Here is a 26,007-nt window from a genome sequence, read left to right on the forward strand (position 1 = left end):
GCTCACAACTTCACCATTTCACACTTGAGAGGATGAACGACTTCAGCTACATCCAGGCCGCTTCGACGAAAGAGGCGACGGCCCTGCGTAAGGATACTCCCGCCGCTGCTTACATTGCGGGCGGCACCACGCTGCTGGACCTGATGAAGGCCAACCTGCAGGAACACCCGCAGCTCGTCGATATTAACCTGCTGCCCTTCAAAGGCATTGAGCAGGCCAAGGACGGCTTGCGTGTCGGAGCGCTGGAAAGCATGAGCGCCGTGGGTGAGCATCCATTGGTGGTGCAGCAGTTTCCGGCCGTGTCCCAGTCCTTGCTGCTGGCTGCCTCGCCCCAGCTGCGTAACATGGCTAGTATCGGCGGCAACATTCTGCAACGTACCCGCTGCGGCTACTTCCGCGACCCGGCTTTCCCGTGCAACAAACGCGTACCCGGCTCTGGTTGCCCTGCCCTGGACGGAGATAACCACAACCTGGCCATCCTGGGCGTGAGCGAATCGTGCATTGCCAACTCCTACCCGGGTGACCTGTCGGTGGCGCTGACCGCCTTCGATGCCGTGCTCACGCTGGAAAACGCCAAAGGCAAGCAGCGCCGCGTGCCCATCACGGACTTCTACCGGCTGCCCGGCAACACGCCGCACCTGGAAACGGTGCTGGAGCCCGGCGAGTTGATTGTGGCCGTGACTATCCCCACTGCCCCGCACGCGCAACGTTCCGCCTATCTGAAAGTGCGCGAGCGGAGCAGCTACGCCTACGCTTTGGCCTCGGCCGCCGTGGGCCTGGAGGTACAGGCAGGTACGATTCGCTCGGCCCGCGTGGCGCTGGGTGGGGTAGGGGCCCAGCCCTGGCGCTCCCGCGAAGCAGAACGGGCGTTGGTCGGCCAGCCGGCGACGGATGCCTCATTCCGGGCTGCCGCTGCGGCCGCCCTGCAGGGAGCCCGGCCCCGGGAGCACAACCGCTTCAAGGTTGAGCTGGCGCAAAACACGCTCGTGCGCGCCCTCCAGCAGGTGGCGGCTGGCTAGTCCCAGCTGGCCGGTTACTGCGTGCTTTACTCGTTTCTTCTCTAAGCCTTACGCTCTCCCGATGGATACGGAACCCCAATTCTTTGACACTAACGCGACACCAAGCGTCGTAGGTCAGCCCCTCAACCGCGTGGATGGTTGGGCCAAAGTGACGGGCCAGGCCAAGTACTCAGCCGAGTACAACCGCATTCCGGGCCTAGTACATGCCGTGCTCAAAACCAGCGACGTAGCCAAGGGGCGCGTTACCGGGTTTGATACTAGCCTCGCCCAGCAGCAACCGGGTGTGCTGGCCATCCTGACCCACCAGAACCTACCCAAACTGGCGAAGTCGCCCAATAACCCCGACGACCGACGGGCCTTCGCCTCCTCGCCGATGAGCTTTTTCCCGCTGGAATCGGACCAGGTGTACTACGCCGGGCAGCCGGTGGCCGTGGTGGTAGCCGATACGCTGGAGCACGCCCAGCACGCGGCCGCTCTGCTGAAGGTGACCATTGTGCCGGAGCCCCCCGTGGCTTCCTACCAAGACCCCAAGGCTGAAATCTACGTGCCGAAAACCATCCGAGGCTACCAGCCCGGTGTTACTAAGCGCGGCGACGCCCAGGCCGCGTTTGCTGGTGCGCCGGTGCAACTGACGGCTACTTACTCTCACGCCACCACCCATCACAATCCCATGGAGCCGGGCGCGACCATTGCCCACTGGGAAGGCCCCGACCGCCTGACTGTTTATGACACCACACAGGGCGTGTCGGAGACGCAGAAAACCCTGGCTGCCATGCTGGGCCTCTCCACCGAGCAGGTGCGCGTGGTAACCAAATACCTCGGCGGCGGCTTCGGTTGCAAGGCCTGGGTATGGCCTCACGTGGTGTTGGCTCCGCTGGCAGCCAAGGCGGTAGGCCGGCCGGTGAAGCTGGTACTCACCCGGCCCCAGCAGTTTACGGGCATGGGTTTGCGCGAAGAGCAGGAGCAGACCCTGCGCGTGGGAGCCACCGAAGAAGGCAAGCTCCTGGCCTTGGTGCATGAGAAAACGTCGACGACTTCGCCCTGGGAGGACTGGGCTGAAACCAACGGCCGCATCATCAACATGCTCTACGCCTGCCCTACCTTCGAGGGCACGTACCGCCTGGGCCGGGCCAACGTGATGACGCCGACCTCCACCCGCGCCCCTGGCGACATGCCTGGCTCGTTCGCCATCGAGTGCGCCCTGGACGATTTGGCGTACCAGCTTGGCCTCGACCCGATTCAGGTGCGGTTGCTGAATTATGCCGAAAAGGACCCCACCAACGGCCATCCGTGGTCGAGCAAGAGCCTGAAAGAGTGTTACCAGCGCGGGGCCGAACTGTTCGGCTGGAGCAAGCGCAACCCCAAAAACGGCCAGACCCGTGACGGTAAGTACCTGGTGGGCTACGGCATGGCCACGGCCAGCTACCCGGTGCACAGCTCGCAGGGTAATGCCCGCGTGCGCCTCTACGCCGACGGCCGCGCCGTGGTGCAAGCCGGAGCCACCGACCTGGGCACGGGCACCTACACCATCATCACGCAGGTAGCGGCCGAGGCGCTGGGTTTGCCGCCCGAGCGTGTACGCTTCGAGTTGGGTGATACTATCCTACCTACCACGCAATGGTCGGGAGGCTCCACAGCGGCCGGCCGGGTGTCCTCGTCGGTGTACCTGGCTGCGCAGGAAGTGTGGCAGAAGCTCATCAAGGTGGCGACTATGGACAAACGCTCCCCGCTGTACGGGGCCAAGTCCACCGACGTGGTAATAGAGCAGGGCCGCCTGCAGCTGAAAGCCAATCCGGGTAAGGGCGAGGCGTTTGGGGAGGTGATGAAGCGCGCCAGCATGAGCGACGTGGAAGGCAGTGCCCTGGGCCGCTACGGCGCGGGCTACGAAGCCCCGCAGGCGACGGCCAACGCCAACATGAATAAAAAGGAGGAAGCTGCCCCGCATTCCATGCACGCCTTCGGTACGCACTTCTGTGAGGTGCAGGTGGACCCCGAACTGGGTACTGTGCGCATTACCCGGTGGGTAAGCGTCATGGCTGCGGGCCGCATCCTGAACCCCAAAACGGCCCGCTCCCAGGTTATCGGGGGCAGCATCTTCGGCATTGGCGCGGCCCTGATGGAGCAAACCGTACGTGACCCGCACCTGGCCCGCTATATCAACGCCAGCCTGGCCGACTACCATATCCCGGTCAACGCGGATATTCCCGATATGCGCGTGGAGTTCATCGACGAGCACGACCCCTACGTCAACGCTATGGGCGTAAAAGGTATCGGGGAAATTTCCATCGTGGGCGTGACGGCGGCCGTAGCCAATGCCGTGTTCCACGCTACCGGCCGGCGGTTGCGCTCCTTGCCGATGACGCCGGACAAGGTGCTGGAATCCCTGCGCCAACCTGCCTGATACGATGCCGCAACGTGCCTTCCGCATACCCGCGCTGACGTTTCTGCTCCTGCTGTTTGGGCTACTCCTGCACGCCAAAGCCATTCCGCCTGCAACTGATGCGCTGACGGCTCGTCAACAAACCATTAACCGCTAGACGGACTGTTTGCTCCGTTCATTCATCCTGTAAACTGCCCTGGCTGCTGACGCGGCCGGGGCAGTTTATTTGGTGCCGAGCAGGTTGATCCTCTTCAACCATGCGTAAACTTCCGTTTGCACCTGCTTTTCTTTGGTTCCCTCCATCACGAAGAGTACGCCGTCCCGCTCAATTCCGCCCCGGGTTGAAAAGCCCTCCAGGATGGTGCTCTTGGGAGCCAGCGCCTTTACCGTCGCAAAGCTGCTGCCCACTCCGTACCCCGCGTTGGAGTTGAAGGGTACAAGGGTTTTGCCGCTTAGGTCAACCTCGTTCAGAAAGCTCTTGATGGGTGGCGGCAGCTGCATGCCCCAGGTCGGGAAACCTATAAATACTACATCATACTGCTGCAGGTTTGCAATTTTCGTGTGGAGCGGTGGCAGGTAGCCGGCCTCATTTTCCCGGGCCACTTGTTGCACCGTGGCCTGGTAGTTGGCCGGGTAAGGCTGCTCCAGTTCAAGAGCGACCAACGTTCCGCCCATCGCCCGGTGAATCATGTTTGCTACGGCCTTGGTGTTGTTGGTGCGCGATAGGTACACGATGAGCACTTTTTTCGGATCAAGAGGCGCTTTTGCCGGAGCCTGTTGGTCTTCCGACTGGGAGAACGAACACGCCGAAATCAGCAGAAAGCACCCGAGCAGCCAGCACGTCATAGCCGTCGAAAGCTGCTTCCGGCGTTGCAAGTAGCCATTCGCCTGTTTTCTCATGAGGAGTAATGCTAGGTGGGGCTGTCTTCCGGACGAGGATTTCAACGTTGGCCGCCCGGTGAGGCGTCTGACACTAGGGAGTGAGCAACTTGGTAAACGAGAGGGAGCCTAACTTCCACTTGCCTTTTTCGCGCACATACACTTCCGTCACGATGAAGGGGTTGGTAACCTCATTGCCTCCCAACACGGCAAGCAGCCGGATTTTGCTCAGCAGAATGGCCGTGTTGTCAATAATCTGCACCGACGTTTCCTCTACGTCCGCCTGCTTGTAGTGTATGCTCCCGCTGCGGATGACATCGAGCTCCTGCTTTTTCCCCCAGCTTCCTCCCATGTGAACAAACATTGCCTTGTCATCGAAGAGGACGGCTAGCGTGTCGGCTTTGCGCTCGGCCATCCAGCGCCACTTGTCCTGGGAGAGTTTCCTGATCTGCTGTTCTACCAGCGCAGTTTTTGCCGGGGCAGCACTTCCACCTTTCTGTTGCGCGTAGGTGCCTTGCACGCCGAGTAACACGAAACCCAGGCCGAGAACGAATGCTTTCATAGTGGTAGTTTGCTAATGATGAGGCCGCTTGTAATGCAGCGGTTGGCGAGAGAAGGGATTATCGTCTATGGAGGTGCCACGACTCGCCTTACAACTTGCATAACCATGACAAAGGTCCGGCAGTCGCGCTACGCTGGAAAAAGAGATTCAAACCAATCAGTACATAATTCAAACACCTGGTTGTGTTGTGAATTGTAGCCCATCACGCTGTAATTCCGACCCAGGTAAACATTGCTTAGGTCAAAGGCTTACCCAAACGTCTGGTTGAGCAACTGGTACGTTTGTCTTAATAGCTTATAGGGTGGGTAGGGGGTGAGTTTGTAGTATCACCGCGTGTAACGTAGTCAATGCAACGAGACAAAAGCGGGAGAAACAAACCGGGTGTAGTACACGCAAACAAAAACACCCCGTAAACGCTTGGTTTACAGGGTGTTTTAAAGGTGTTATGTGGTCGTGTAAGGAGTCGAACCTTAAACCTTCTGATTCGTAGTCAGATGCTCTATCCAATTGAGCTACACAACCAACTTGTTACCGTTTCGGAGGCGTTTTTCCGTTTTGGTTGTGCAAAGATAGAGGCTAAAATTTAGGTAGTGCAAGCTGCTAGCGAAAAAACTGCTGAAAAATGAGCGAAAAGAATGCAAGCTGCTGAAATTCAGCCAACATTTTTTTCCTCTTTTTCGGCTCCCTGCGCCAAAGCCCGCTTCAAAGCTTGAGTAAACAGGAAGTACAGCCCAAACAAGGATACCGCCATCAGGGCTACCACCAGCACCTTGCCGGCCGTACCTGTGTCGGGGTCCTGGATTAGCTGCAACACGTCCTGCGCTTTGGTGCCCAGCCAGTAGAAGAACAGCGTGCGGGGCAGCATCCCCACTACCGAGGCCGTGAGGAATTGCCGCTGGGGTACGCCCACCACCGTCAGAATAAACGTAATAAGGGCAAAGGGCAGCACTGGGGAGAGGCGCGTGAGCAGCACCAGCCGCCAACTGTCGCGGCGCAGCTCGTGCATAATGGCGTGGGCCCTCGGGAACCGCTCCAGCAGGCTAATCAGCTTGCCTTGGTCGAGGGAGTGGGCAATGAGGTAGCCGCCGTACGCCGCCAGCATGTAGGTAAGCAACATCCCAATAAAGCCCGGCCAACCGAAGAAAAAGGCCGTTACCAGCACCACCACCGTGGTGTGCGTGAGGGAAAGCGTCATGGTGCAGGCCACTACCACAAAGTAGAGCAGCATTTGCCAGGCCGAGGGGTGCACAAGCCACTGCTGGTTTTCGTGCAGGGTCCAGGCCAGTACACTGTCGCCGGCCAGGGGTAGCACCGTCAGCAGTACCAAAGAAAACAGGGTGGACTTATTTTGAGAGAGAAGCTCTTTGAGAAAGGACATAGGTAGCAAACAAACGGGCCGGCGTTGGCCGCCCGGCTCGAAGATAGGAACGTAAGAACGGCAGGGAAGGCTACACGGGCTCCGGCACCGAAAGAACATACTGCCAAAACCCCGCTACCTTTGCCCCGCAATCTGTCTGCCACCCATTTTTCCATCGTTTCTACGCTCGATTTCATGAAATTCGGAACCAAGGCTATCCACGCTGGCGTGCACCCCGACCCCGAAACCGGGGCCATCATGACGCCCATCTACCAGACCTCCACCTATGTGCAACGCTCCCCCGGCGACCACAAGGGCTTCGAATACTCCCGCACGCACAACCCCACCCGCACCCAACTGCAGGACGCCCTGGCGGCCCTCGACAACGGCAAGCACGGGCTGGCGTTTGCCTCGGGTATGGCGGCCATTGACTGCATTGTGAAGCTGCTGCAACCCGGCGACGAAGTAATCAGCACCAATGACTTGTACGGCGGCTCGTACCGGCTCTTTACCAAGGTCTACGCCACCTACGGCATCAAATTTCACTTTGTGCCCATGCACGACATGACGGCCGTGGAAGCGGCTGTGACGGAGCGCACCAAGCTGATTTGGGTGGAAACGCCTACCAATCCGCTGCTCAACATTATTGATATTGCCGCTGCATCGGCCGTAGCCAAGAAGGCTGGCGCCCTGTTGGTAGTGGACAACACGTTCAGCACGCCCTATCTGCAAACTCCGCTGGAGCTGGGTGCTGATATGGTAATGTACTCGCTGACTAAGTACATGGCTGGTCACTCGGATACCGTAATGGGCGCCGTAGTGGTGAACGACGATGAGCTGCACCAGCGCCTGAGCTTCTACCAGAACGCCTGCGGTGGCACGCCCGGCCCTCAGGATTGCTTCCTGGTGCTGCGCGGCCTCAAAACCCTGCACGTACGCATGCAGCGCCACTGCGAAAACGGCCGCAAAGTAGCCGAGTACCTGAAAGCCCACCCGAAGGTGGAGAAGGTATACTGGCCCGGTTTCCAGGACCACCCCAACCACGCTGTGGCCGCCCAGCAGATGCGCGACTTCGGGGGCATGATTTCCTTCGTGCTGAAAGGTGACCGGAAAGAGGATGCCATTGCCTGCCTGGAGAAATTCCAGCTGTTCTCCCTGGCTGAAAGCCTGGGCGGCGTAGAAAGCCTCTCGGGCCACCCCGCTACCATGACGCACGCCAGCATTCCGGCCGAGGAGCGCCGCAAAGCCGGTCTTTCTGACTCGCTGATTCGGCTGAGTGTGGGCATTGAGGACGCCGAAGACCTCATTGACGACCTGAAGCAAGCCATTGGTTAACCGGCTGACTCTCTCTGAAACCACAAAACGCCCCCGCCAACGAACAGTTGCGGGGGCGTTTTGCGTTGGGGCAGTTCGGCTCAGGTCTGGCAATCTGCCGGTATCTACTCGCCGTATGTGTCGGGGTAAATTCTATTGCTGATGCTACTTCACTTCCGTTGTATCTGGTTGCTGCTTTTGGTGTTTGTAGGCTGTACGGAGCCGACCTCCGTGCCCGCGCCCAGCCCGGCTCCACCCACCCCGGTGCCTACTACCCCAGCCAATCCGGTGAGCTACCTGGCCTTGGGCGACTCCTATACCATCGGGCAAAGCGTACCAGCCACGGACCGATGGGGCGTGCAACTGGCTCAACTAGCCCAAGCAGAAGGTGTGCAAACCCCTGATATCATTGCCCAAACCGGCTGGACGACCGGGGAGCTGCAGCATGCTATTACGGCGGCCAACGTGCAGAAAACCTACGGGCTGGTGTCGTTGATGATAGGGGTGAATAACCAGTACCGAGGGTTGCCGCTGGATACCTACCGCACCGAGTTCCGGCAGTTGTTACAAACCGCTATTCAGTTGGCGGGTGGTCGGCCCCGGCGCGTGTTTGTGTTGTCCATTCCTGATTGGGGACAGACGCCGACCGGACGCAGCTACCCCCAGGCCCGTATCAGCCAGGAAATTGACCAGTTCAATGCTGTGGCCCGGGAAGAGTGCTCGAAGGTAACAGTGGAGTTTGTGGACATCACCGACCTGACCCGTGCCACCAACTCCAACCCCGCCCAGTTTGCCCCCGATGGCCTGCATTATTCTGGTCTGCACATGGGCCAATGGGCCAATCGGGCACTGCCGGTAGTGCGGGTATTGCTGAAGTAACTGGCGCGTAGTAGCTCCACAAATACTGGCAGAAAGGTTACTTCTGCCTTTCTATCCGAAACCGTTCTGACTGACTCCAGACTGGGATAAGGGCTGGTTATTGGCAGGAAATTTCAGAGCCCGAAAACAAAATCTGCGGTTGGTTGTAGTACTCGCACTTACCTCGGAAGCTGCTGGCTTCGGGGCGTGTTTTTATCTTTGCCGCGTGAAAAATTACCTCTCAGCCGCCCTTGCTCCGCAGGAAAGCCGGTTGACAACAGCCCGCTTTTCTTCTGTCACCTCTGCACAGCCCGTTTGCCGGGTGGGCGCGGGGTGCTGTTGCTGTTGTTGAGGAACGCCGCTGGCTTGGGTTGTGCGGCCTGAGCCGTTTTACTCTTTTTCCGGTTTTGCTGAGCTGAACCCTACCGACCCGGTAGGCGTGTGCTGCGTATGCGGGCTAAAGGCCCCGGAAGAAGCTCGCCTTCTGTTTTGTTGACTCGTGGTTGCCGGCCGGCTGCCTGGCGTTCCTACTTGCGGAATGCGGGCCTGGTCTGCATGTTGGTTGATGTTGTCTGAATTTGTTGCTGTGGCCCTTACCGATGGCCGCGGCAGCTAGTAATTTCCTTTTTCTTTCTTGATATGAAGCATCTATTCTCCCCTCGTCTGGGGTTGGTAACGGCGTTGTCGTTGACCAGCTTTGCTGCCGTTGCCCAACAAGTGGGCGTATCGGGGCGTGTGACCAATGCCGTTGGCGAGGGCCAGCCCGGCGTAACGGTGCTGGAGCGCGGCACCAGCAACGGCACCAGCACCGATGCGGAAGGCCGTTACCGCCTGGAGGTTGCGCCCACCGCCACCCTGGTTTTCTCTGCCATTGGAGCCACCACCCAGCAACTGCCCCTGAATGGCCGCACCAGCCTGGATGTACGCCTCCAGGATAATGAGACGGCTCTGAACGAAGTGGTAGTGACCGGCTCCCGGGCTACCGAAGGGCGCTCCAATATCCTCACCACTTCACCCGTCGATGTTATTTCGGCCCGGGAAATTAAGGCCTACTCCCAGACCGACGTTACCCAGATTCTGACCTACATTGCCCCGTCGTTTCAGAGCAGCCGCCAGACCGTAACCGATGGTACCGACTTCGTGGACCCCGCCACCCTGCGCGGGCTGGGCCCCGACCAGGTGCTGGTACTGGTGAACGGGAAGCGCCGCCACACCTCGGCCCTAGTGAACATCAACGGCACGCCCGGCCGCGGCTCGGTGGGTACCGATATGAACGTTATTCCGCCGGCCGCCATCAAGCGCATTGAGGTGCTGCGCGAGGGCGCGGCGGCCCAGTACGGCTCCGATGCCATTGCGGGCGTTATTAATATTCAGCTTAAAGACGATACCACCGGCGTGCAGGCCAGCAGCACCGTGGGCCAGACGGTGGAAGGCGACGGAGAGTTGTTTCAAGCCGATGCCAATGCTGGTTTCGGGCTGGGGAGCCGGGGCTTCGTGAACGTGAGTGGGCAGTTCAGCAACCGGAGCTTCGTGGACCGCAGCCGCCCCGATACGGCCCCGCTGATTTACCTGGGCAGCGGCGGCACCTATCCCAGCGGCATTTCTGACCAGCAGAAGCGCGACCTGAAAGCCCAAGACGACGCCCTGGTGGCGGAGCGGGGCTACAACCGCCGCAACATCCGCGTCGGCAGCTCCGATGTGCGCACCTATGGCGGCTTTTTGAATGCGGCCTATGACTTGGCCCCCAATTTGGGGTTGGAAGCCTACGTGACGGGCGGCCTCACGCGGCGTACCGGTCGGGCCGGTGCCCTCTACCGCCTGCCCAACCAGGCCACTCAAAGCGACCTGACCCTCTACCCCAACGGTTACCTGCCCTTCATCAACAGCACCGTGGATGATGCCTCCCTGATTACCGGAGTGCGGGGGCAGGTGCTGGGCTTCGCGGCCGATTTGAGCAACACTTACGGCCGCAACAGCCTGCGCTACGACGTCACGAACACACTCAACGCCTCCCTGCCCCAGGGCACCAGCCCCAGGGAGTTCTACGCCGGTACGCTCATTTTTCAGCAGAACACCGTGAACCTGGGCTTTTCGCGCAAGTTTACCAGCGTGCCTGCCCTGAGCACGCTGAACGTGGCTTTCGGCGGGGAGTTCAGGGCCGATATGTTTGAGATTGAGGCCGGCGAGGAAGGCTCTTACCTGGCCGGCACGCGCACCGTGAACGGGGCCCGCGCCGCCTTCGGGGCCCAGGGCTTCCCCGGCTACAAGCCCCAGGACGCCGCCAGCCACACCCGCACCAATGTGGCCGGCTATCTGGATCTGGAAAGCGACATCACCGAAAAACTGCTCGTAAGCGTGGCCGGCCGGGCCGAGCGGTACTCTGATTTCGGTAACAACGTGAGCGGTAAAGTGGCGGCCCGTTACAGCATTCTGCCCGATGTGGCGGTGCGCGGTAACCTGGGCAACGGCTTCCGGGCCCCTTCGTTGCAGCAGCGCTACTTCACCAACTCCAGCACCCAGTTTACCAGCGGAGAGCTGCGCGAGGTGCTCACCACCAACAACGACGACCCCCTGACCCGGGCTTTCGGTATTGGCTCGTTGAAGCAGGAAAAATCGAAGAACTACAGCCTGGGCCTTACGACGCGGGTGCTCCGTACGATTACCCTGACGGTGGATGCCTACCAGATTGATATCAAGGACCGGATTGTGCTCAGTAGCCAGTTCAACCGCAGCAACGCCGCCGTCAACCAGATTCTGGGTACGCTGCCGGTACAGGGCATTCAGTTCTTCGCCAACGCTGTGAACACCCGCACCCGGGGCCTAGACGTGGTGGCCGCCGAGCGGCTGCAACTGGGTACCGACAGCCGCCTGACCCTCACGGCGGCGGCCAACTTCAACGAAACCACCGTGCGCAGCTTCAACAGCTCGGCTTTCATTGATGCCAACCCCAGCCTGCAGAACACGCTGTTCGACCGCGCCCAGCGGGCCCGCCTCGAAAACGGCCAGCCCCGCAGCAAAATCAACCTGAGTGCCGACTACGGCTACAAAATCTTCAGCGTGAACCTGCGCACCGTGCGCTTCGGAGAAATCCAGACTAAGGACGCCAACCCCGACCGTTCCTACATCGACCAGACATTCTCGGCTAAGTGGGTGACGGATTTGGTGCTCAGCGCCCAGGTACTCAAGAACGTGGGCGTCAGCATCGGGGCCAACAATATCTTCAACGTCTACCCCGACCGGCTTTACCAGGACCCCAACAACAACGAGCAGAGCCTGACCTACACCACGCTGGACGCTACTAACCGGGGCCGCTTCCCCTACAGCTCCAATCAGTTCGGCTACAGCGGCGCCTTCTACTTCGGCCGCGTAAACGTGTCGTTCTAACAGTTGAACGGCAGTTAAGCGCAACATAAAACGGCCGGCTTCCTGTGTGGGGAGCCGGCCGTTTTATTGTCGCTGGGTTAGGGCTACTCGCGGAGCAACCGGAACTGTTGGTGCCCGTCGGCGGTGCGGGCTACATACAAGCCGGGCGCTAGTGTGGCCGTAGGCTGCCACTGCACAGTGCCATCGGGGCGGCTGGTAAATTGAGCTACGAAGCGACCCAGGCCGTCAAATACCGTAATGAGCTGCGTACCGGGTTTCTCCAAAGTAAATTGCACCTGTTCGCGGAAGGGGGTGGGGTAGGCCGTAAGTAGTGTAGCTCTAGGTGCGGCAGATCCTGTAATTACTCGGTTAGTCACTTCAATTGTAATGGCCCGAATCTCCCGGCCATTTTGCGGGCAGGAGTCGTCGTTTACCGTCACAGAAAACGTGTAGCGACCCAGCGGCAAGGATGTCGGTACCTGCCACGTAAAGCGCGCTTGCGAAGCGGCTACGCTTTGAATAGAGGGAAAGGTAACAGAGGGATACAGTGCACTATATAGCAAAGGCGTGGAGCTGCTAAAACGAAGCTGCTGTCCGGCATCAGGGTCAGTGCCTGTGAGGGTCAAATCAACGGTTTGCCCAGGATTGATCGGAATGGGCCGCGTGAAATCGAGGGTGGAAGTTCCCCGCTGTAAAGCAGTGAAACGCGGATTTCTGTTGGAGCTGAAGTCAGTCCGGACGGTGTAAATGACATCATACTGTATACTGCCTATTTTAGTCCAGGTGCCATTCAGACGCCGAAATTCATTGGCTTGGATAAGCATTACATAATTACCTTGCATAAGGGTAAAGGGCACTGTTTCCAGGAGCCCGGTAATGGCATTAAGCCGAAAATGAGGTGGCTGAACAAAACCGGCTGATGGGCGTGGGCAGTTCTGGGCAGTGAGTCCTTCCATCGGCGTCACAAACTCATAAGCTACCGAATCTCCATCAGCCTCCGCCACTTTTGCCGTGAGCTGATGATATTGGGTACCATTGAGGACAGGAACATCGGTAGAAACAAATTCAGGCGAGTTGTTAACCAACCCGGTTGAATTATCCAGGGTTGCCGAAATAGTACCGCTGGAGTTTTCGGAGGTGTTTATGTTGAGCACCCCAGCTCGCCGGTTAACATTGTCAACTAAGAGTGTCCAGCGGTTTGGTGGGAGTGTGACTACCCCGGTGTAATAGTTCTTTCTAAGGTTGAGCGCACCGCACTGGGCTACCCCAACTTGCTCAAAGCGCTGTCGAGGTATGCGGAGGGTGAAGCCATTTTTTACAGCAGCAGCACACCCGGCTTCCAGGTTGGGCAAGCAGTTGAGGGTTGTTACCGGCTCATCAACTGCGCCAGGAGTAGTATCAGTATAGAGAATAACCTGCACCTCATACTGGCTGGGTTGTGCAAGACGGCGGTAGGTAATGGTACCGGCGAGGTAATGCGTTGCATTGGCGGCAAAGCTGCTACACAACAGAAGGACACAGATACCAAGACGGAGAATACATACTGCTTTCATATAGCGGTGGACTAATGTCTAGAACAATATCAGTACCCCAACGAAAAACCTATTTGCCGCCGGCCGTGGAGTTGCTGTCCAGAATCTTCAGGAGCTCGTTGAGCTTGGGCGTGAGGATAATTTCGGTGCGGCGGTTGAGTGCCTTGTTCTGGGGCGAATCGTTGGAGGCCACGGGCACGTACTGGCTGCGGCCCGAGGCCGTAACGCGCTCCGGCTGCACGCCGCCGGTAGTGAGCAGGCGGGCAATTTCAGTGGCGCGCAGCACGCTCAAATCCCAGTTATCCTGCATGGCCCCGGCCGGGCGGCTGAAAGGCACGTTATCGGTGTGGCCTTCCACCACCACGTTCACATCGGGTTGCTGCTGGAGCACGGTAGCCAGCTGTTTCAGGGCCTCCTGGCCTTTAGGGTCGACTTTGGTAGAGCCTGATTTGAAAAGGAGCTGCTCCGAGAGGGACACGTATACTTTACCATCTTTCATCTTCACTTGCAGGTCGGTGCCCTGGAAGCCGCGCAGGGCGTTGCTCACGCTGGCCTTAAGAGCATCCACGGCCCGGTCTTTCTCGGCCAGGGCCTTCTGCAACTCCGCTAGGCGAGCCTCCCGGGCCGTGAGGTCGGCGGTAAGTTTGTCGATGTCGGTGCGGCTTTTGCGCAGGTTGGTGTCCAACTCACCCAACTCGGCTTCGCGGCGGGCCAGGTCTTTGGCTACTTTATTGTAGTCGGCCGATTTGTCGGCCATGGCCCGGTCAGAGTTCTTTAGCAGCTTATCGTAGCTGTCGGTGAGCTGGGTGTTGAGCTGCTGCATGCGGCGCAGGTTGCGGCCGGTTTCGGTGGAATCATCCACCAGGCGGCGGGTATCCAGGCGCAGTTGGGCCAGCTCATCGGAGGCCTTTTTTAGCTCCGTCACGGCTTTGCGGTATTGCTGCTCCGATTCGGTTTTGGCCTGCTCAGTAGCAGCCTGGCGGGCTTTCAGGTCGTCGTATTTTTTGGAGGCTACGCAGCCGGGCAGGGCCGAGGCCGCCAGCAAGGCGCAGAAAGCAAAGGCGGGAAAGTGTTTCACGGCAAAGAAAGTCAGGAGAGGATAGCCAGAAAGCCCGCTGCTAACGCCCGGGGTTTCTGGCCGGCAAGGTAAGGCTCCGGCGGCGGATTCCGGGTAGTGGCCCCAGTGCTTTCCAGGCCATTTTATGCACCTCATCTAGCTCCGCCCGTATCCTACCTTCATTCTCTTTTCGCACTTCTGTATTCTGCCGTAACTTGCACCTCGGCAATAAATAAACGGCCTGGGTGCTACCTTCACGCCCTCCTCTCCATTGACTTAAGCATCTCTCCATATGTCATCCTGGTTTAAGCGCAAAGAAAAAGGCATCGTCACGCCCACCGAACAGAAAAAAGAAACGCCCGACGGCCTGTGGTACAAGTGCCCCGAGTGCAAAACCGTGGCCACTATGGCCGAGCACAAGCGTCTGCTTTCCACCTGCGGCAACTGCGGCCACCACGACCGGATTGATGCCGCCGACTATTTCGATTTTCTGTTTGATAATCACCAGTACCAGGAGCTGGACGCCGACATGCATTCGGCCGACCCGCTCAATTTTGTGGATACCAAGGCGTACCCCCAGCGGGTGGCGGCCACCGAGAAAAGCACCGGTCTGCGCGACGCCGTACGCTCGGCTCATGGTCAGATGAACGGGCTGGAACTGGTAGTGGCCGCCATGGACTTCAAGTTTATTGGGGGCTCGATGGGCTCGGTGGTGGGTGAGAAAATTGCCCGGGCCATTGATTACGCCCGCCAGAACCGGCTGCCCTTCCTCATGATTTCGCGCTCCGGCGGGGCCCGCATGATGGAAGCCGGCTTCTCCCTGATGCAGATGGCTAAGACCTCGGCCAAGCTGGCACTGCTTTCGGAAGCCGGTCTGCCCTACATTTCCCTGCTAACGGACCCTACTACCGGCGGCGTTACAGCCTCCTTCGCCATGCTCGGCGACTTCAACATTGCCGAGCCGGGTGCTCTCATTGGCTTTGCCGGCCCCCGGGTTATTAAGGAAACCATTGGTAAGGATCTGCCCAAGGGCTTTCAGAGCGCCGAGTTTGTGCTGGAGCACGGCTTTCTTGATTTTATCGTGGACCGCAAGGAGCTGAAAAATAAACTTACTGAGCTCCTGACCATGCTCAAGCCGGTTGAAGTGACTGTTACTGAGCCAGCTACCAGCAACTAGTGGATTGCTGCCGTTAAGCTTGTTGATTTTCGGCAAGCTTTTTGGCTAGAGCCCGTTAAATGCGTATTCGACGCGTTTAACGGGCTTTTTTCTGTTTGCTACCACTTGGCAGTAGCCCTAAAGGCAACGGTATAGAGCTCGTTCTATATTTGCCGAACATTTTTTGCTCAACCGCAGTAAGAACCTGCACAACCACTCAGTCTGCTCTTTTTCTCCCCCTTCAATTTTCAACTCCTATGACTTCTCGCAATTCCCTGCTGACATTGCTGATGGCCTTTGTTCTCTTTGTGAGCTCCTGTGCCACCACCCGCAACCCTAACATTCCGGAGGCCACTAACGGCGCTGGCCCGCGCAACACTGGCATGAGCAAAACCGCCAAGGGCGGTATCATTGGGGCCGGTGGCGGCGCCGTGGTAGGTGGCGTACTGGGCCGCGTAATTGGTGGCAAATCGGGTACGGCTGCGGGTGCTATCATTGGTGCTGCTGTGGGCGGTACGGGTGGTGCCCTCATCGGCCGCAAAATGGACAAGCAAGCTGAAGAGCTGCAGCGCGACATGCAGAACGCCAAAGTAGAGCGCGTAGGTGAGGGTATCAAAATCACCTTCGATTCGGGTATCCTCTTCGATACCAACAAGAGCGACCTGCGCACTGCTTCCATGATGGAAATCCAGAAAATGGCCGAAGTCCTCAAGAAGTACCCCGACACCAACGTACTCATCGAAGGCCACACCGATGCCAGCGGTTCCGATGCTATCAACCAGCCGCTGTCGGAGCGCCGGGCCCAGGCTGTGGCTAACTACACTACTTCCCAGGGCGTAGATGCTGCCCGCATCACCACCCAAGGATACGGCTCCAGCCAGCCCATCGGCGACAACACCACCGCTGAAGGCAAGCAGGCTAACCGCCGGGTAGAAATTGCCATCTTCGCCAACGAGAAGATGAAAAAGGCCGCCGAAAAAGGCACCCTGTAAGCTGATTCCCTCAGCGCACAAAAAAAGCCGCCCCAAATGAGGCGGCTTTTTTTGTGCGCTATACCGGTAGAGCCTACTAGCAGCAAATAGGCTGTAAAGAGGACTATGACAAGAATAACACTTTCTTGATGCCTTGTGTAAATACTTAGTTCCCAAACAGGAAGGTTGCCAATGGTATAGCGTTGATTTGCGGCGTGGTGATGCGCTGTACCAGAAACGAACAATTAATTTTGGTGGCAAACGTTTTTGGCAAGGTGGTTGCAAAACCATTTATACGAAAGGCAGCAACCACTTTTGATTTTGTACCGAGCCATTCTTTGCTGCTTTTCCCTTTACTTCACACCAACACACTAACCTCCCCCAACCCCATGAAGAACCTTCGTTCGTTGTTCGCCCTACTGATGGCCGTGCTGCTGCTGGGTAGCAGCTCCGCTGAAGCTCAAACGACTACCACCGCCAAAAAGCCCTGGAGCAAAACGGCTAAAGGTGCCGTTATTGGTGGCCTGGGTGGTGCCGCCGGCGGTGCAGTGCTAGGCCGCGTTATTGGCGGCAAATCGGGTACCGCTAAGGGTGCCATCATCGGAGCCGCTGTGGGTGGTGCCGGTGGAGCCCTCATTGGCCGCCGCATGGATAAGCAGGCTGCTGAGCTAAAGAAAGAAATGGCCGGTGCCAAAGTGGAGCGCGTGGGTGAGGGTATTAAAATCACCTTCGACTCGGGCCTGCTGTTCGCCAAGAACTCGTCGGCTCTGACCTCGGCTGCCCAGGAGAACATCCAGGAGCTGGCTAAAACCCTCATCAAATACGGTGACACCAACGTAATTGTGGAAGGCCACACCGATATCAGCGGTACCGATGCTATCAACAACCCTTTGTCGCAGCGTCGTGCTCAGGCCGTGGCTAATTACGCCCAGCAGCAGGGCGTAGATGCCTCGCGCTTCACGGTGACCGGCTACGGCTCTACCCAGCCTATTGCTGATAACTCGACGGAAGCGGGTCGCGTAGCCAACCGCCGCGTAGAGGTAGCCATTTTTGCCAACGAGAAGCTGAAGAAGGCTGCCGAGAAAGGCACCATCTAGGCAAGTACGCAGCAGTTTTTTAAGCGGCCCTGTCACCTGTTTGGTGGCAGGGCCGTACTGTTTTCAGTGCTATCTGCCTTGTCCCCTATGCCCACCACCTACAATTCGTCCGCCGCCGAAAAAACCCGGGAAAACCATGCTATCCTGAACGAGTTTTATCCGCCACTTACCCTGGATAAGCCCCGCCGCTCCCCTATGCGGGAGCTGATATCCACCGTTTTGTCGCATCGCACCACCCACGCCGACGAGGAACTGGCCTACGACCGGATGCTGGAAGCTTTTGGGGATTGGGCCGGAGTGCTGGCCGCGCCCACGGCGGAGCTGGCCCACGCTATCCGGACTACGCGCTGGCCCGATACCCAGGCCCCGCGTATTCAGGAAATTCTGCGGCGCATTCAGGCGGAGCGGGGCGAGTTTGCGCTGGATTTTCTGGCGGAGTGGCCCACGGAGAAAGGTATGGCCTGGCTGAATGATATGCCGGGTATCGGCCTGAAAACGGCTTCCCTGGTGATGCTCTTCAACTTTCATAAGCCGGTGCTGCCCGTGGATACGCATGTGCACCGCATTGCCCAGCGCGTAGGCATGATTGGCCCCAAAGCTTCCGCCGACAAAGCCCACCAGGTACTGCTGGAGCAACTGCCCAAGGATGCCCTCACGCTGCTCAACTTTCACAAACACAACTACTGGCACGGGCAGAAAATCTGCTTCTACGCCAAGCCCGACTGTGCCCGCTGCCCGCTGAAAGGGTTTTGCAATTACTACCTGGAGCACTACGGGCCGGCCACTCCGGAGGCCTTAGCGTCCACTCCCAGCCAGTGGAATACTACCTGGGGGGAGCTGGCGCATTAGGTAGTTACGTAACCGCAACTGGCCGTTTGCTGTTAGCTTTGGGTTGGTGTTGCTGCTATTTGCTGGCTGCCACTCGCTAAAGCCCTCCTCATGCGCCTTGTTCGTCACCCGGTTCTGTGTAATTACTACGTCACGTATCGGTGCAATGCCAAGTGCTCCTTCTGCGACATCTGGGAGAAACCCTCACCCTACATCACCCTGGCTGATGTGGAGCAAAACCTGCGCGACTTAAAGCAGTTGGGTGTGTCGGTGGTGGATTTTACGGGCGGCGAGCCGCTGCTGCACCGCCAGATTTACGAGTTTCTGGGGCTGGCCCACGATATGGGCTTTATTACCACCCTCACCACCAATTGCCTGCTCTACCCCAAATACGCCGAGCGGCTGCGGGGCAAAGTTGATATGTTGCACTTCTCCTTGGATGCCTCCGAGAAAGAGGTGCACGACAAGGGCCGGGGCGTGGCCTGCTTTGATTTCGTGCTGGAAAGCATTCGGGTGGCGCGGGAGCTAGGGGAGCGGCCGGATATCCTGTTCACGGTGTTCCGGGAAAACCTGGCGGACCTGGAAAAAGTGTACCGGGAAATCACCCAGCCGAATAAGCTGATGCTGATTTTGAATCCGGCTTTCGAATATAACTCCGTGGCTACCGGGGAGCAGCTGACGGCTGAGGAGCTGGATTACCTATCGGCGTTTGGCAAGCGGCCGGGCGTGTACCTGAATGAGGCCTTTATTCAGCTCCGGCGCGACGGGGGCAACCACGTAGCCGCGCCCGTGTGCCGGGCGGCCAGCACCACCCTGGTTATTTCGCCCAGCAACGAGCTGGTACTGCCCTGCTACCACCTGGGCGAGCAGAAATTCCCGATTGAAGGCCAATTGCTGGCTCTCTACAACTCCACCCAGGTGCAGCAGCTGGCGGCCCTGGAAGGCCGGCTGCCGCAGTGCGAGGGCTGCACCATCAACTGCTACATGCAGCCCAGTTTCGCCGTCGAAACCAGCAAATACTTCTGGCAGGCCCTCCCCAGTACCCTCAAGTACAACTGGGAGAAAGGTACCTGGAAGCGGATGCTGACACGGTAGAAGTTGAATTGTAAGGGTGAACCGGCTGCTCGGCCTGGGGGCATCTGTGAAACACATCTTTTTAACGTCAAGCACCTAACTCTCAACCCCATCTTTTCTATGCCTGCTCTTATCCTACCGGTTCAAGGGAAAACCCCACAATTCGGGGCAGACTGTTTCATTGCGGACAATGCCACGGTAGTTGGCGACGTAACGCTGGGCCGGGGCTGCACCGTGTGGTTCAGCGCCGTAGTGCGCGGCGACGTAAACAGCATCCGGGTTGGCGATGAAACGAACATCCAGGACGGGGCCGTCATTCACTGCACTTACCTGAAAGCGGCCACGGTTATCGGTTCCCGCGTGAGTATCGGGCACAAGGCCATTGTGCACGGCTGCACCGTAGAAGATGATGTGCTGATTGGGATGGGTGCTATTGTGATGGACCGGGCCGTGGTAGGAGCCGGCTGCATTATTGCGGCCGGAGCGGTGGTGCTGGAAGGTACCCAGTGTGAGCCAGGCTACCTCTATGCCGGTATTCCAGCCCGTAAAATAAAGCCAGTAACCGAGGAGCAGCAGGCCGGTTTGCGCCAGACAGCGGCCAATTACCAACTCTACGCTAGTTGGTTTCAGCCTGCATAAGAGAGAAGGGCGGAGGCCGAGTTGAAAACTGCCGCCGGAACTGTAGCTTCAGGCTTTCAACTCAACCATATCCCTGTACGCATGCGTTCTTTTTACTCGTATTTGCTGGCGGGTTGCCTGCTGTTCACTGGCGCAACTGCCTCGGCTGCTCCCGCTACCCCTAATCCAGATAGGCCCGGTAAGCCAGCGTTAGTAACCACACTGCCCGCTGGGCCATCTTTGGTTTCTGCCCAGCAACAGTCTCCAACAGAGCAAACAGCGGTAGTCTCACCTGAGCATGCTCAGAAGAAAAAGAAATCTGGTTCCAGCAAAGTATGGCTTCTGCTCGGAATAGGGGCCGCACTGGCCCTGGTGCGCATTCTGTTATAGAGCACGGCCCACTGACTACATTACAAGCACAAAAAAGCCCCACCAAACAGTTGGCGGGGCTTTTTATTGTACTGACTTACCAGGTTGGACTACAGGGCTAATGCTTCGTCCGCCTCTTCAGCTGACTCGTTGAGGTCTGTTACCCGAATCTGCACCAGCTCTACGGCGCGGCCGGCACGTTTCAGCACCCGGAACTCGTAGTTGTCGAGTACGGCCACGTCGCCCACTTCCGGAATGTTGCCATACAGCACGTTCAGTAGGCCGCCTACGCTTTCGTAGTCGTCACCCTCGGGCAGGGGATAGGGCAGGTATTCGTTAGCGTCGGAAATAGGGGTGGAGGTGTTCACGCGGTATTCGCTTTCCGACACTTTCTCCACTACAGGCACTTCGTTGTCGTACTCGTCCTGAATTTCGCCTACCAGCTCCTCCACAATGTCCTCCATCGTCACAATACCCGATACGCCGCCGAATTCATCCGAGACGATGGCCATGTGCATGTGCTTGCGCTGAAACTGGCGGAGCAGGCGGTTGATTTTCTTGGTTTCGGGCACGAAGTAGGCCGGCCGCATGATTTTGGCCAGTTCAATGGGCTGCTGCTGCCGAATGATTTGCAGCAGGTCCTTCACGTAGAGCACGCCCACAATATTGTCGATGTTGCCCTCAAAGACCGGAATCCGCGAGAAGCCTTCGTTGTAAACGGCCTCCAGCACTGCCTCCTCGGGGGTGTTTACATCAATGGCCGAAAGCTTGGTGCGGGGCACCATAATCTGCTTCACCATCCGGTCGTTGAACTCGAACACGTTTTCCAGCAGTTCGTGCTCCGACTCCTGCAACTCCCCACTTTGCTTGCTCTGATCCAGCAGCAGGCGCAGCTCCTCCGAGGTGTGTACCTCGTGCTCGTGTACCGAGGCTACCCCGAAAAGGCGCAACACCAGGTTCGAGAGCTTATCCAGCATCCAGATGAACGGGAACGTGATAAAGGCAAACGCCCGCAGCGGAATAGCAATGGCAATGCTCACGTTTTCGGGCTTGCGAATGGCCAGAACTTTCGGAGCCTGCTCCCCCAGCACAATGTGCATGGTGGTAATCAGCGTGAAGGAGGTGCCAATGGCAATCTGGTGAACCAGCGTGGGGCTAACAGTGAGGCCCAGTTTATCAATGATGGCCAGCACCACTTCGGCCACTACACTCTCGCCCACCCAACCCAGGGCCAGGGAAGCTACCGTAATACCCAGCTGCGTGGCCGACAAGTAGTAATTAAGCTCCAGCAACATGCTCTGCACGAGCTTGGCTAAGCGGTTGCCACTCTGGGCCTTAATGTCTATCTGAGACGGCCGAACCTTTACGAAGGCGAATTCTGCTGCTACGAAAAAGCCATTCAGCAATACCAGCAGAATGGTCAATATTATATTTAAAGCCATAGGTCCGGAAGCCAGACTCAACCGGTCGGCCTTCCTTTGTAAAGCAAAAATACGACATTCGGCGCAAGCGGTTGGAAAATACCCAGCGTTACCTCCCAACCACGCTTGGCACAACGGAATATGGTGCAGCTTTCATGGTGGAAAAACTACTTTCTGCGGTTAGCTGTTGCGGTTTCTCCCGACCTTTGCTTTTTCCCCGACTCTTCGTCGTTTTTTTCCTGATTCATGTCCCGGCGTACTTCCTTTATTTCCTCGCTGCTGTTGCTGCTCCTACTCACGCTGGGAGCCAGCGCGCAGGTTTTACAGCCCACCAAGCTTTCCGTGGCCCTCAGCAAGCCTACCGCCAAGGTAGGGGAGGAGCTGGACCTTATTGTGAATGCCCGCATTGATGAAAAGTGGCACCTCTACGCCACCGACTTCGACCCCGACCTGGGGCCCACGGTGTTTACGTTCACCTTCGCCAAGAACCCGAGTTACGAATTGGTGGGCAGGCCCAAATCCGTTGGGGCCACCAAACACTACGACGACGTATTTAAGGGCAACGTCACCTACTTTGAGAAAACCGGCCGCATCACCCAACGAATCCGGGTATTGCAACCTGGCTCCCTCACCATCAAGGCCGAAACCGAGTTCCAGAGCTGCACCGACGTGGATGGCCGCTGCATTCCCGGCGAGGAAAGCCTGAGCTTCGGGCCCATTGAGGTAACCGGAGCGGCGTCGTCCCCTGCTACACCCGCCCCCGCCAAAGGCAGCACCGGCGCAGTTGTAACGCCAGCTTCTGCCCCTGCCACCACGGCCGCTCCCGCAACGGCTGTGGTGCCCCCCGCCGATACGGCAGCTACTATGGCCACCACGGCAACTCCCACCGCCGACTACGCTACTCAGCCGGTAGGGCAGGAGGCCGCCAGCTCGGCCGTGACGGATGCAGCGGCCCTGGCTACTCCGGCCATAGCCGCCGAAGCTGCCGCTACCGGGCAGGGTAGCAGCCTGTGGGGGTTTGCCTTGCTGGCTTTCCTCTCGGGGTTGGGGGCTTTGCTCACGCCCTGTGTGTTTCCGCTCATCCCCATGACGGTTTCCATCTTCACAAAAGGCTCCGAAAACCGTCGGCAAGGTATTTTGAAGGCGGTGTTCTACGGTCTGTCCATCATCTTTATTTACGTAGTAGTGGGCCTGCTGACCACAGTGCTGTTGGGGGCCGATGGCCTGAATCTAATCAGCACGCACTGGCTGCCCAACCTGATTTTCTTCGTGGTATTCGTGGTATTCGGGCTTTCCTTTTTGGGTCTGTTTGAAATTACGCTGCCCCACGGCATGGTCAACAAAATTGATGAGCAAGCTGATAAAGGCGGCTGGGCCGGGGTGTTCTTCATGGCTCTCACGCTGGTTGTGGTATCCTTTAGCTGCACTGGTCCTATTGTGGCGTCCATTCTTACTATGGCCGCCCAGGGGGAGCGAATTCAGCCGGTAGTGGGTATGCTGGGCTTCTCCCTGGCATTTGCCTTGCCGTTTATGCTGTTTGCCTTGTTCCCCACCTGGCTGAAAAGCCTGCCCAGCTCGGGTGGCTGGCTGAATACGGTGAAGGTGACGCTGGGCTTTGTGGAGTTGATGCTGGCCCTGAAGTTCCTGAGCATGGCCGACCTGGCCTACCACTGGAACCTGCTCCCCCGCGACTTGTACCTGGTACTCTGGATTGCGCTGTCGGGTCTGCTGGGGGTATACCTGCTGGGCCGCTTCAAGCTTTCCCACGACTCCGACCTATCCCACCTGAGCGTAGGCCGCTTGCTGATGGCTGTGCTGGCGTTCAGCTTCATGACCTACCTGATTCCGGGCTTGTTTGGGGCGCCCCTGCCTTTGCTGGCCGGCTACCTGCCGCCCCAAAGCCGCCAGGATTTTTCTTTGGCTAACACCGCCGCCCCAGCCGTGGCAACAGCGCTGCCTAATGCTGAGTGCGAAGCCCCACGCTACGCCGATTTTCTGGAACTGCCCCACGGCCTGTCTGGCTATTTTGATCTGGAGCAGGCCAAGCGCTGCGCCAAAGCTGCCAACAAGCCGCTATTCATCGATTTTACCGGCCACGCCTGCGTAAACTGCCGGAAAATGGAGGCCACCGTCTGGAGCGACCCGCAGGTGCTCAAGCGCCTCCGCGAAGACTTCGTGGTGGTGGCGCTGTATGTAGATGACAAGTCGCCGCTGCCCCGCAACGAGTGGTACACCTCTGCCCACGACCACAAGGAAAAAACCACGCTCGGCAAGAAGAACGCTGATTTGCAGCTCACCGGTTTCAACGTAAACGCCCAGCCCTACTACGTACTGCTCGACCCCAACTCCCCCGCTGATTTGGCGCATACGCTGGCTACCCCAGTAGCCTACGAAAGCAACGTGGGCAACTTTGTGAAGTTCTTGGATGCGGGCCTGGCCCGGTACCGCCAGCAGGTAGCCGCCCGTTAGCCAACCATTACCTCCTACGAAAAGCCCCGCGCCGAACCATCGTTCAGCGCGGGGCTTTATCTTGTCGGCTCCTTCACCTCTGATATTCCATCCGTATGTTTCCTCGCCTTACCCTTCGTGTGGCTATCCTGGCCGCTTTGCTTGGCGCCCCTGGCTTGCTACAGGCGCAGACCAGTCCTACCGCTACCGCCGCGCCCGTTGATGCTTCCCGCATTACCCTGGTTATTCACGGTGGAGCCGGTACCATCACCCGTGCCCTCATGACCCCGGAAAAGGAAAAGGCCTACCAGGAAGCTCTGAACCAAGCCTTGGATATGGGATATGCGGTACTAAAGCGGGGCGGCACGGCCCTGGATGCTGTGGAAGCCAGCGTGCGGTTCATGGAAGACTCGCCCCTGTTTAACGCCGGTAAAGGAGCCGTATTCACGCACGAGGGCCGCAACGAATTGGATGCCGCTATTATGGACGGCCGCACCCTAGCGGCAGGCTCCATAGCCGGCGTAACGGTGGTGCGCAACCCCATTACGGCAGCGCGGGCCGTAATGGAAAAATCGGAGCATGTGCTGCTGACAGGGCCGGGAGCCGAGCAGTTTGCCCGCGAAAAAGGGGTGGATATCGTGCCGCCCAGCTACTTCTACACCGAGGCCCGGCACCAGCAACTGGAAAAGGCCTTGGCCGCGGAGCGTAAGCCCGGCACCCCCGACCAGCTGAACGCCCCATCAACTGAAATCAAAAAGCCCGAGAAAGTTAAAATCAAGCAGAAACCCGGCAAACCCCAGGGCACGGTTCTGCCCGAAAACCAGATTTTTACGGAGGGCAAGAAGTACGGTACCGTGGGGGCCGTGGCCCTTGATCAGTTCGGCAACCTAGCCGCCGCTACCAGCACCGGCGGCATGACCAACAAGCGCTACGGCCGCGTTGGCGATGCGCCCATCATCGGCTGCGGTACCTACGCCGATAACCAGTCCTGCGCCGTATCCTGCACGGGTTGGGGCGAGTACTTTATCCGGGCCACCGTGGCCCGCGACATAGCCGCCCGCATGGAGTATGGCCAGCAGCCTTTGCAACAAGCCGCGCAAGCTACCATTGATAAAGTAGCCAAACTGGGCGGCGACGGTGGTCTGATTGCGGTAGACCAGGCCGGCAACATTACGCTGCCTTTCAACTCGGAGGGGATGTACCGGGCCTACATCCGGGGGAATGGGGAGCGGCAGGTATTAATTTACAAGCAGTAGCGCCCTGCCACCCAGGCGCAGAACTAACCTCCTGTTTTGAGAAACTGTTAAATAAAAAGGCTCCGGTGCAACCACCCGGAGCCTTTTTTACCTTTATCCGTGCATTTCTTGTTGGAAAGCCTGACCTTTGCGGCCGAAAAGAAAAGCGTGCACCAACCGAAATGAATGGGGTAGAATTGAAGTGGATGTTGCGCAGGCTGGAAAAAAGAAAAGGCGGCACCCACCCAGATGCCGCCTCTCGATTCAGAACGTACCCACCCAGATACGCCCCGTTTTTCCTCCTCACATAATCCACCCATTTTTTCGCTGTAGAAGAAGGATTCGAACCTCCATGGAGTAGTTAGCCGGCCGCCGGACCAGTTTTTCCCAAATCTCCACCCCCGAGAGAGGAGGGCGCGTCTGCCAGTTTCACCATTCTACACTGTAAAAACAATCCGCTGCCGCTTGC

The 26,007-nt window shown here is 58.3% G+C and carries 20 protein-coding genes and 2 tRNA genes; 14 read left to right on the forward strand and 8 right to left on the reverse strand.

Features of this window, described 5'->3' with window-relative positions; all coding sequences use genetic code 11:
• The first annotated feature begins 32 nt into the window (after nt 1–32).
• The 3 genes from ROI90_RS15780 (at nt 33) to ROI90_RS15790 (ending at nt 3,556) form a co-directional block, all read left to right on the forward strand.
• Nucleotides 33–1,019, forward strand: coding sequence for an FAD binding domain-containing protein (locus ROI90_RS15780; RefSeq protein ID WP_315999322.1), 987 nt, complete (start codon nt 33–35; stop codon nt 1,017–1,019).
• A 61-nt stretch (nt 1,020–1,080) separates the two neighbouring features.
• Nucleotides 1,081–3,420, forward strand: coding sequence for a xanthine dehydrogenase family protein molybdopterin-binding subunit (locus ROI90_RS15785; RefSeq protein ID WP_315999323.1), 2,340 nt, complete (start codon nt 1,081–1,083; stop codon nt 3,418–3,420).
• Nucleotides 3,421–3,424: 4 nt separating this feature from the next.
• Nucleotides 3,425–3,556, forward strand: coding sequence for a hypothetical protein (locus ROI90_RS15790; protein ID WP_315999324.1), 132 nt, complete (start codon nt 3,425–3,427; stop codon nt 3,554–3,556).
• Nucleotides 3,557–3,621: 65 nt separating this feature from the next.
• On the opposite strand, the gene ROI90_RS15795 is transcribed toward ROI90_RS15790, so the two are convergent.
• The 4 genes from ROI90_RS15795 to ROI90_RS15810 form a co-directional block, all read right to left on the reverse strand.
• Nucleotides 3,622–4,299 (reverse strand): flavodoxin, encoded by a 678-nt coding sequence (locus ROI90_RS15795; protein ID WP_315999325.1) that lies wholly within the window; start codon nt 4,297–4,299, stop codon nt 3,622–3,624.
• Nucleotides 4,300–4,372: 73 nt separating this feature from the next.
• A complete protein-coding gene (locus ROI90_RS15800; protein ID WP_315999326.1) occupies nt 4,373–4,840 on the reverse strand; it encodes a nuclear transport factor 2 family protein in 468 nt (155 codons plus the stop codon).
• A gap of 448 nt (nt 4,841–5,288) precedes the next feature.
• A tRNA-Arg gene (locus ROI90_RS15805) sits at nt 5,289–5,362 on the reverse strand.
• Between the two features lie 130 nt (nt 5,363–5,492).
• On the reverse strand, nt 5,493–6,218 hold the full coding sequence (locus ROI90_RS15810) for a TVP38/TMEM64 family protein (protein ID WP_315999327.1): 726 nt from the start codon (nt 6,216–6,218) through the stop codon (nt 5,493–5,495).
• Between the two features lie 174 nt (nt 6,219–6,392).
• On the opposite strand from ROI90_RS15810, the gene ROI90_RS15815 reads away from it, so the two are divergent.
• The 3 genes from ROI90_RS15815 (at nt 6,393) to ROI90_RS15825 (ending at nt 11,753) form a co-directional block, all read left to right on the forward strand.
• Nucleotides 6,393–7,532, forward strand: a complete 1,140-nt coding sequence (locus ROI90_RS15815) for a cystathionine gamma-synthase (protein ID WP_315999328.1) — start codon at nt 6,393–6,395, stop codon at nt 7,530–7,532.
• Between the two features lie 141 nt (nt 7,533–7,673).
• Complete coding sequence (locus ROI90_RS15820; RefSeq protein WP_315999329.1) at nt 7,674–8,390, forward strand: SGNH/GDSL hydrolase family protein; 717 nt, start codon at nt 7,674–7,676, stop codon at nt 8,388–8,390.
• Nucleotides 8,391–9,008: 618 nt separating this feature from the next.
• Nucleotides 9,009–11,753: a TonB-dependent receptor gene (locus ROI90_RS15825; RefSeq protein ID WP_315999330.1), complete on the forward strand. Its 2,745-nt coding sequence runs from the start codon at nt 9,009–9,011 to the stop codon at nt 11,751–11,753.
• 83 nt (nt 11,754–11,836) lie between these two features.
• On the opposite strand, the gene ROI90_RS15830 is transcribed toward ROI90_RS15825, so the two are convergent.
• Nucleotides 11,837–13,285 carry a T9SS type A sorting domain-containing protein gene (locus tag ROI90_RS15830; RefSeq protein WP_315999331.1) on the reverse strand — a complete coding sequence of 483 codons (1,449 nt, stop codon included), beginning with the start codon at nt 13,283–13,285 and terminating at the stop codon, nt 11,837–11,839.
• A 49-nt stretch (nt 13,286–13,334) separates the two neighbouring features.
• A complete protein-coding gene (locus ROI90_RS15835) occupies nt 13,335–14,342 on the reverse strand; it encodes an OmpA family protein (RefSeq protein WP_315999332.1) in 1,008 nt (335 codons plus the stop codon).
• A gap of 271 nt (nt 14,343–14,613) precedes the next feature.
• Here ROI90_RS15835 and accD point away from each other — a divergent pair, with 271 nt between their 5' ends.
• The 6 genes from accD (at nt 14,614) to ROI90_RS15865 (ending at nt 20,086) form a co-directional block, all read left to right on the forward strand.
• Nucleotides 14,614–15,498 carry an acetyl-CoA carboxylase, carboxyltransferase subunit beta gene (accD, locus tag ROI90_RS15840; RefSeq protein WP_315999333.1) on the forward strand — a complete coding sequence of 295 codons (885 nt, stop codon included), beginning with the start codon at nt 14,614–14,616 and terminating at the stop codon, nt 15,496–15,498.
• Nucleotides 15,499–15,734: 236 nt separating this feature from the next.
• Entirely contained in the window at nt 15,735–16,469 is a 735-nt protein-coding gene (locus ROI90_RS15845) for an OmpA family protein (protein ID WP_315999334.1), read from the forward strand.
• A 368-nt stretch (nt 16,470–16,837) separates the two neighbouring features.
• Nucleotides 16,838–17,545, forward strand: coding sequence for an OmpA family protein (locus ROI90_RS15850; protein ID WP_315999335.1), 708 nt, complete (start codon nt 16,838–16,840; stop codon nt 17,543–17,545).
• Nucleotides 17,546–17,632: 87 nt separating this feature from the next.
• Nucleotides 17,633–18,394, forward strand: coding sequence for an endonuclease III domain-containing protein (locus tag ROI90_RS15855; protein WP_315999336.1), 762 nt, complete (start codon nt 17,633–17,635; stop codon nt 18,392–18,394).
• A gap of 90 nt (nt 18,395–18,484) precedes the next feature.
• Nucleotides 18,485–19,468 (forward strand): radical SAM protein, encoded by a 984-nt coding sequence (locus ROI90_RS15860; RefSeq protein WP_315999337.1) that lies wholly within the window; start codon nt 18,485–18,487, stop codon nt 19,466–19,468.
• 99 nt (nt 19,469–19,567) lie between these two features.
• Nucleotides 19,568–20,086, forward strand: a complete 519-nt coding sequence (locus ROI90_RS15865) for a gamma carbonic anhydrase family protein (RefSeq protein ID WP_315999338.1) — start codon at nt 19,568–19,570, stop codon at nt 20,084–20,086.
• 458 nt (nt 20,087–20,544) lie between these two features.
• Here the strand turns inward: ROI90_RS15865 and ROI90_RS15870 are convergent, their stop codons facing one another.
• On the reverse strand, nt 20,545–21,876 hold the full coding sequence (locus ROI90_RS15870; RefSeq protein ID WP_315999339.1) for a hemolysin family protein: 1,332 nt from the start codon (nt 21,874–21,876) through the stop codon (nt 20,545–20,547).
• 225 nt (nt 21,877–22,101) lie between these two features.
• On the opposite strand from ROI90_RS15870, the gene ROI90_RS15875 reads away from it, so the two are divergent.
• Nucleotides 22,102–24,324, forward strand: coding sequence for a protein-disulfide reductase DsbD family protein (locus ROI90_RS15875; protein ID WP_315999340.1), 2,223 nt, complete (start codon nt 22,102–22,104; stop codon nt 24,322–24,324).
• A gap of 95 nt (nt 24,325–24,419) precedes the next feature.
• Nucleotides 24,420–25,559, forward strand: coding sequence for an isoaspartyl peptidase/L-asparaginase family protein (locus ROI90_RS15880; RefSeq protein WP_315999341.1), 1,140 nt, complete (start codon nt 24,420–24,422; stop codon nt 25,557–25,559).
• Nucleotides 25,560–25,865: 306 nt separating this feature from the next.
• On the opposite strand, the gene ROI90_RS15885 is transcribed toward ROI90_RS15880, so the two are convergent.
• Nucleotides 25,866–25,980 (reverse strand) — tRNA-Glu (locus ROI90_RS15885).
• Between the last annotated feature and the right edge of the window lie 27 nt (nt 25,981–26,007).

Origin of the sequence: Hymenobacter endophyticus (assembly GCF_032464715.1) — a bacterium.
GTDB lineage: Bacteria > Bacteroidota > Bacteroidia > Cytophagales > Hymenobacteraceae > Hymenobacter > Hymenobacter endophyticus.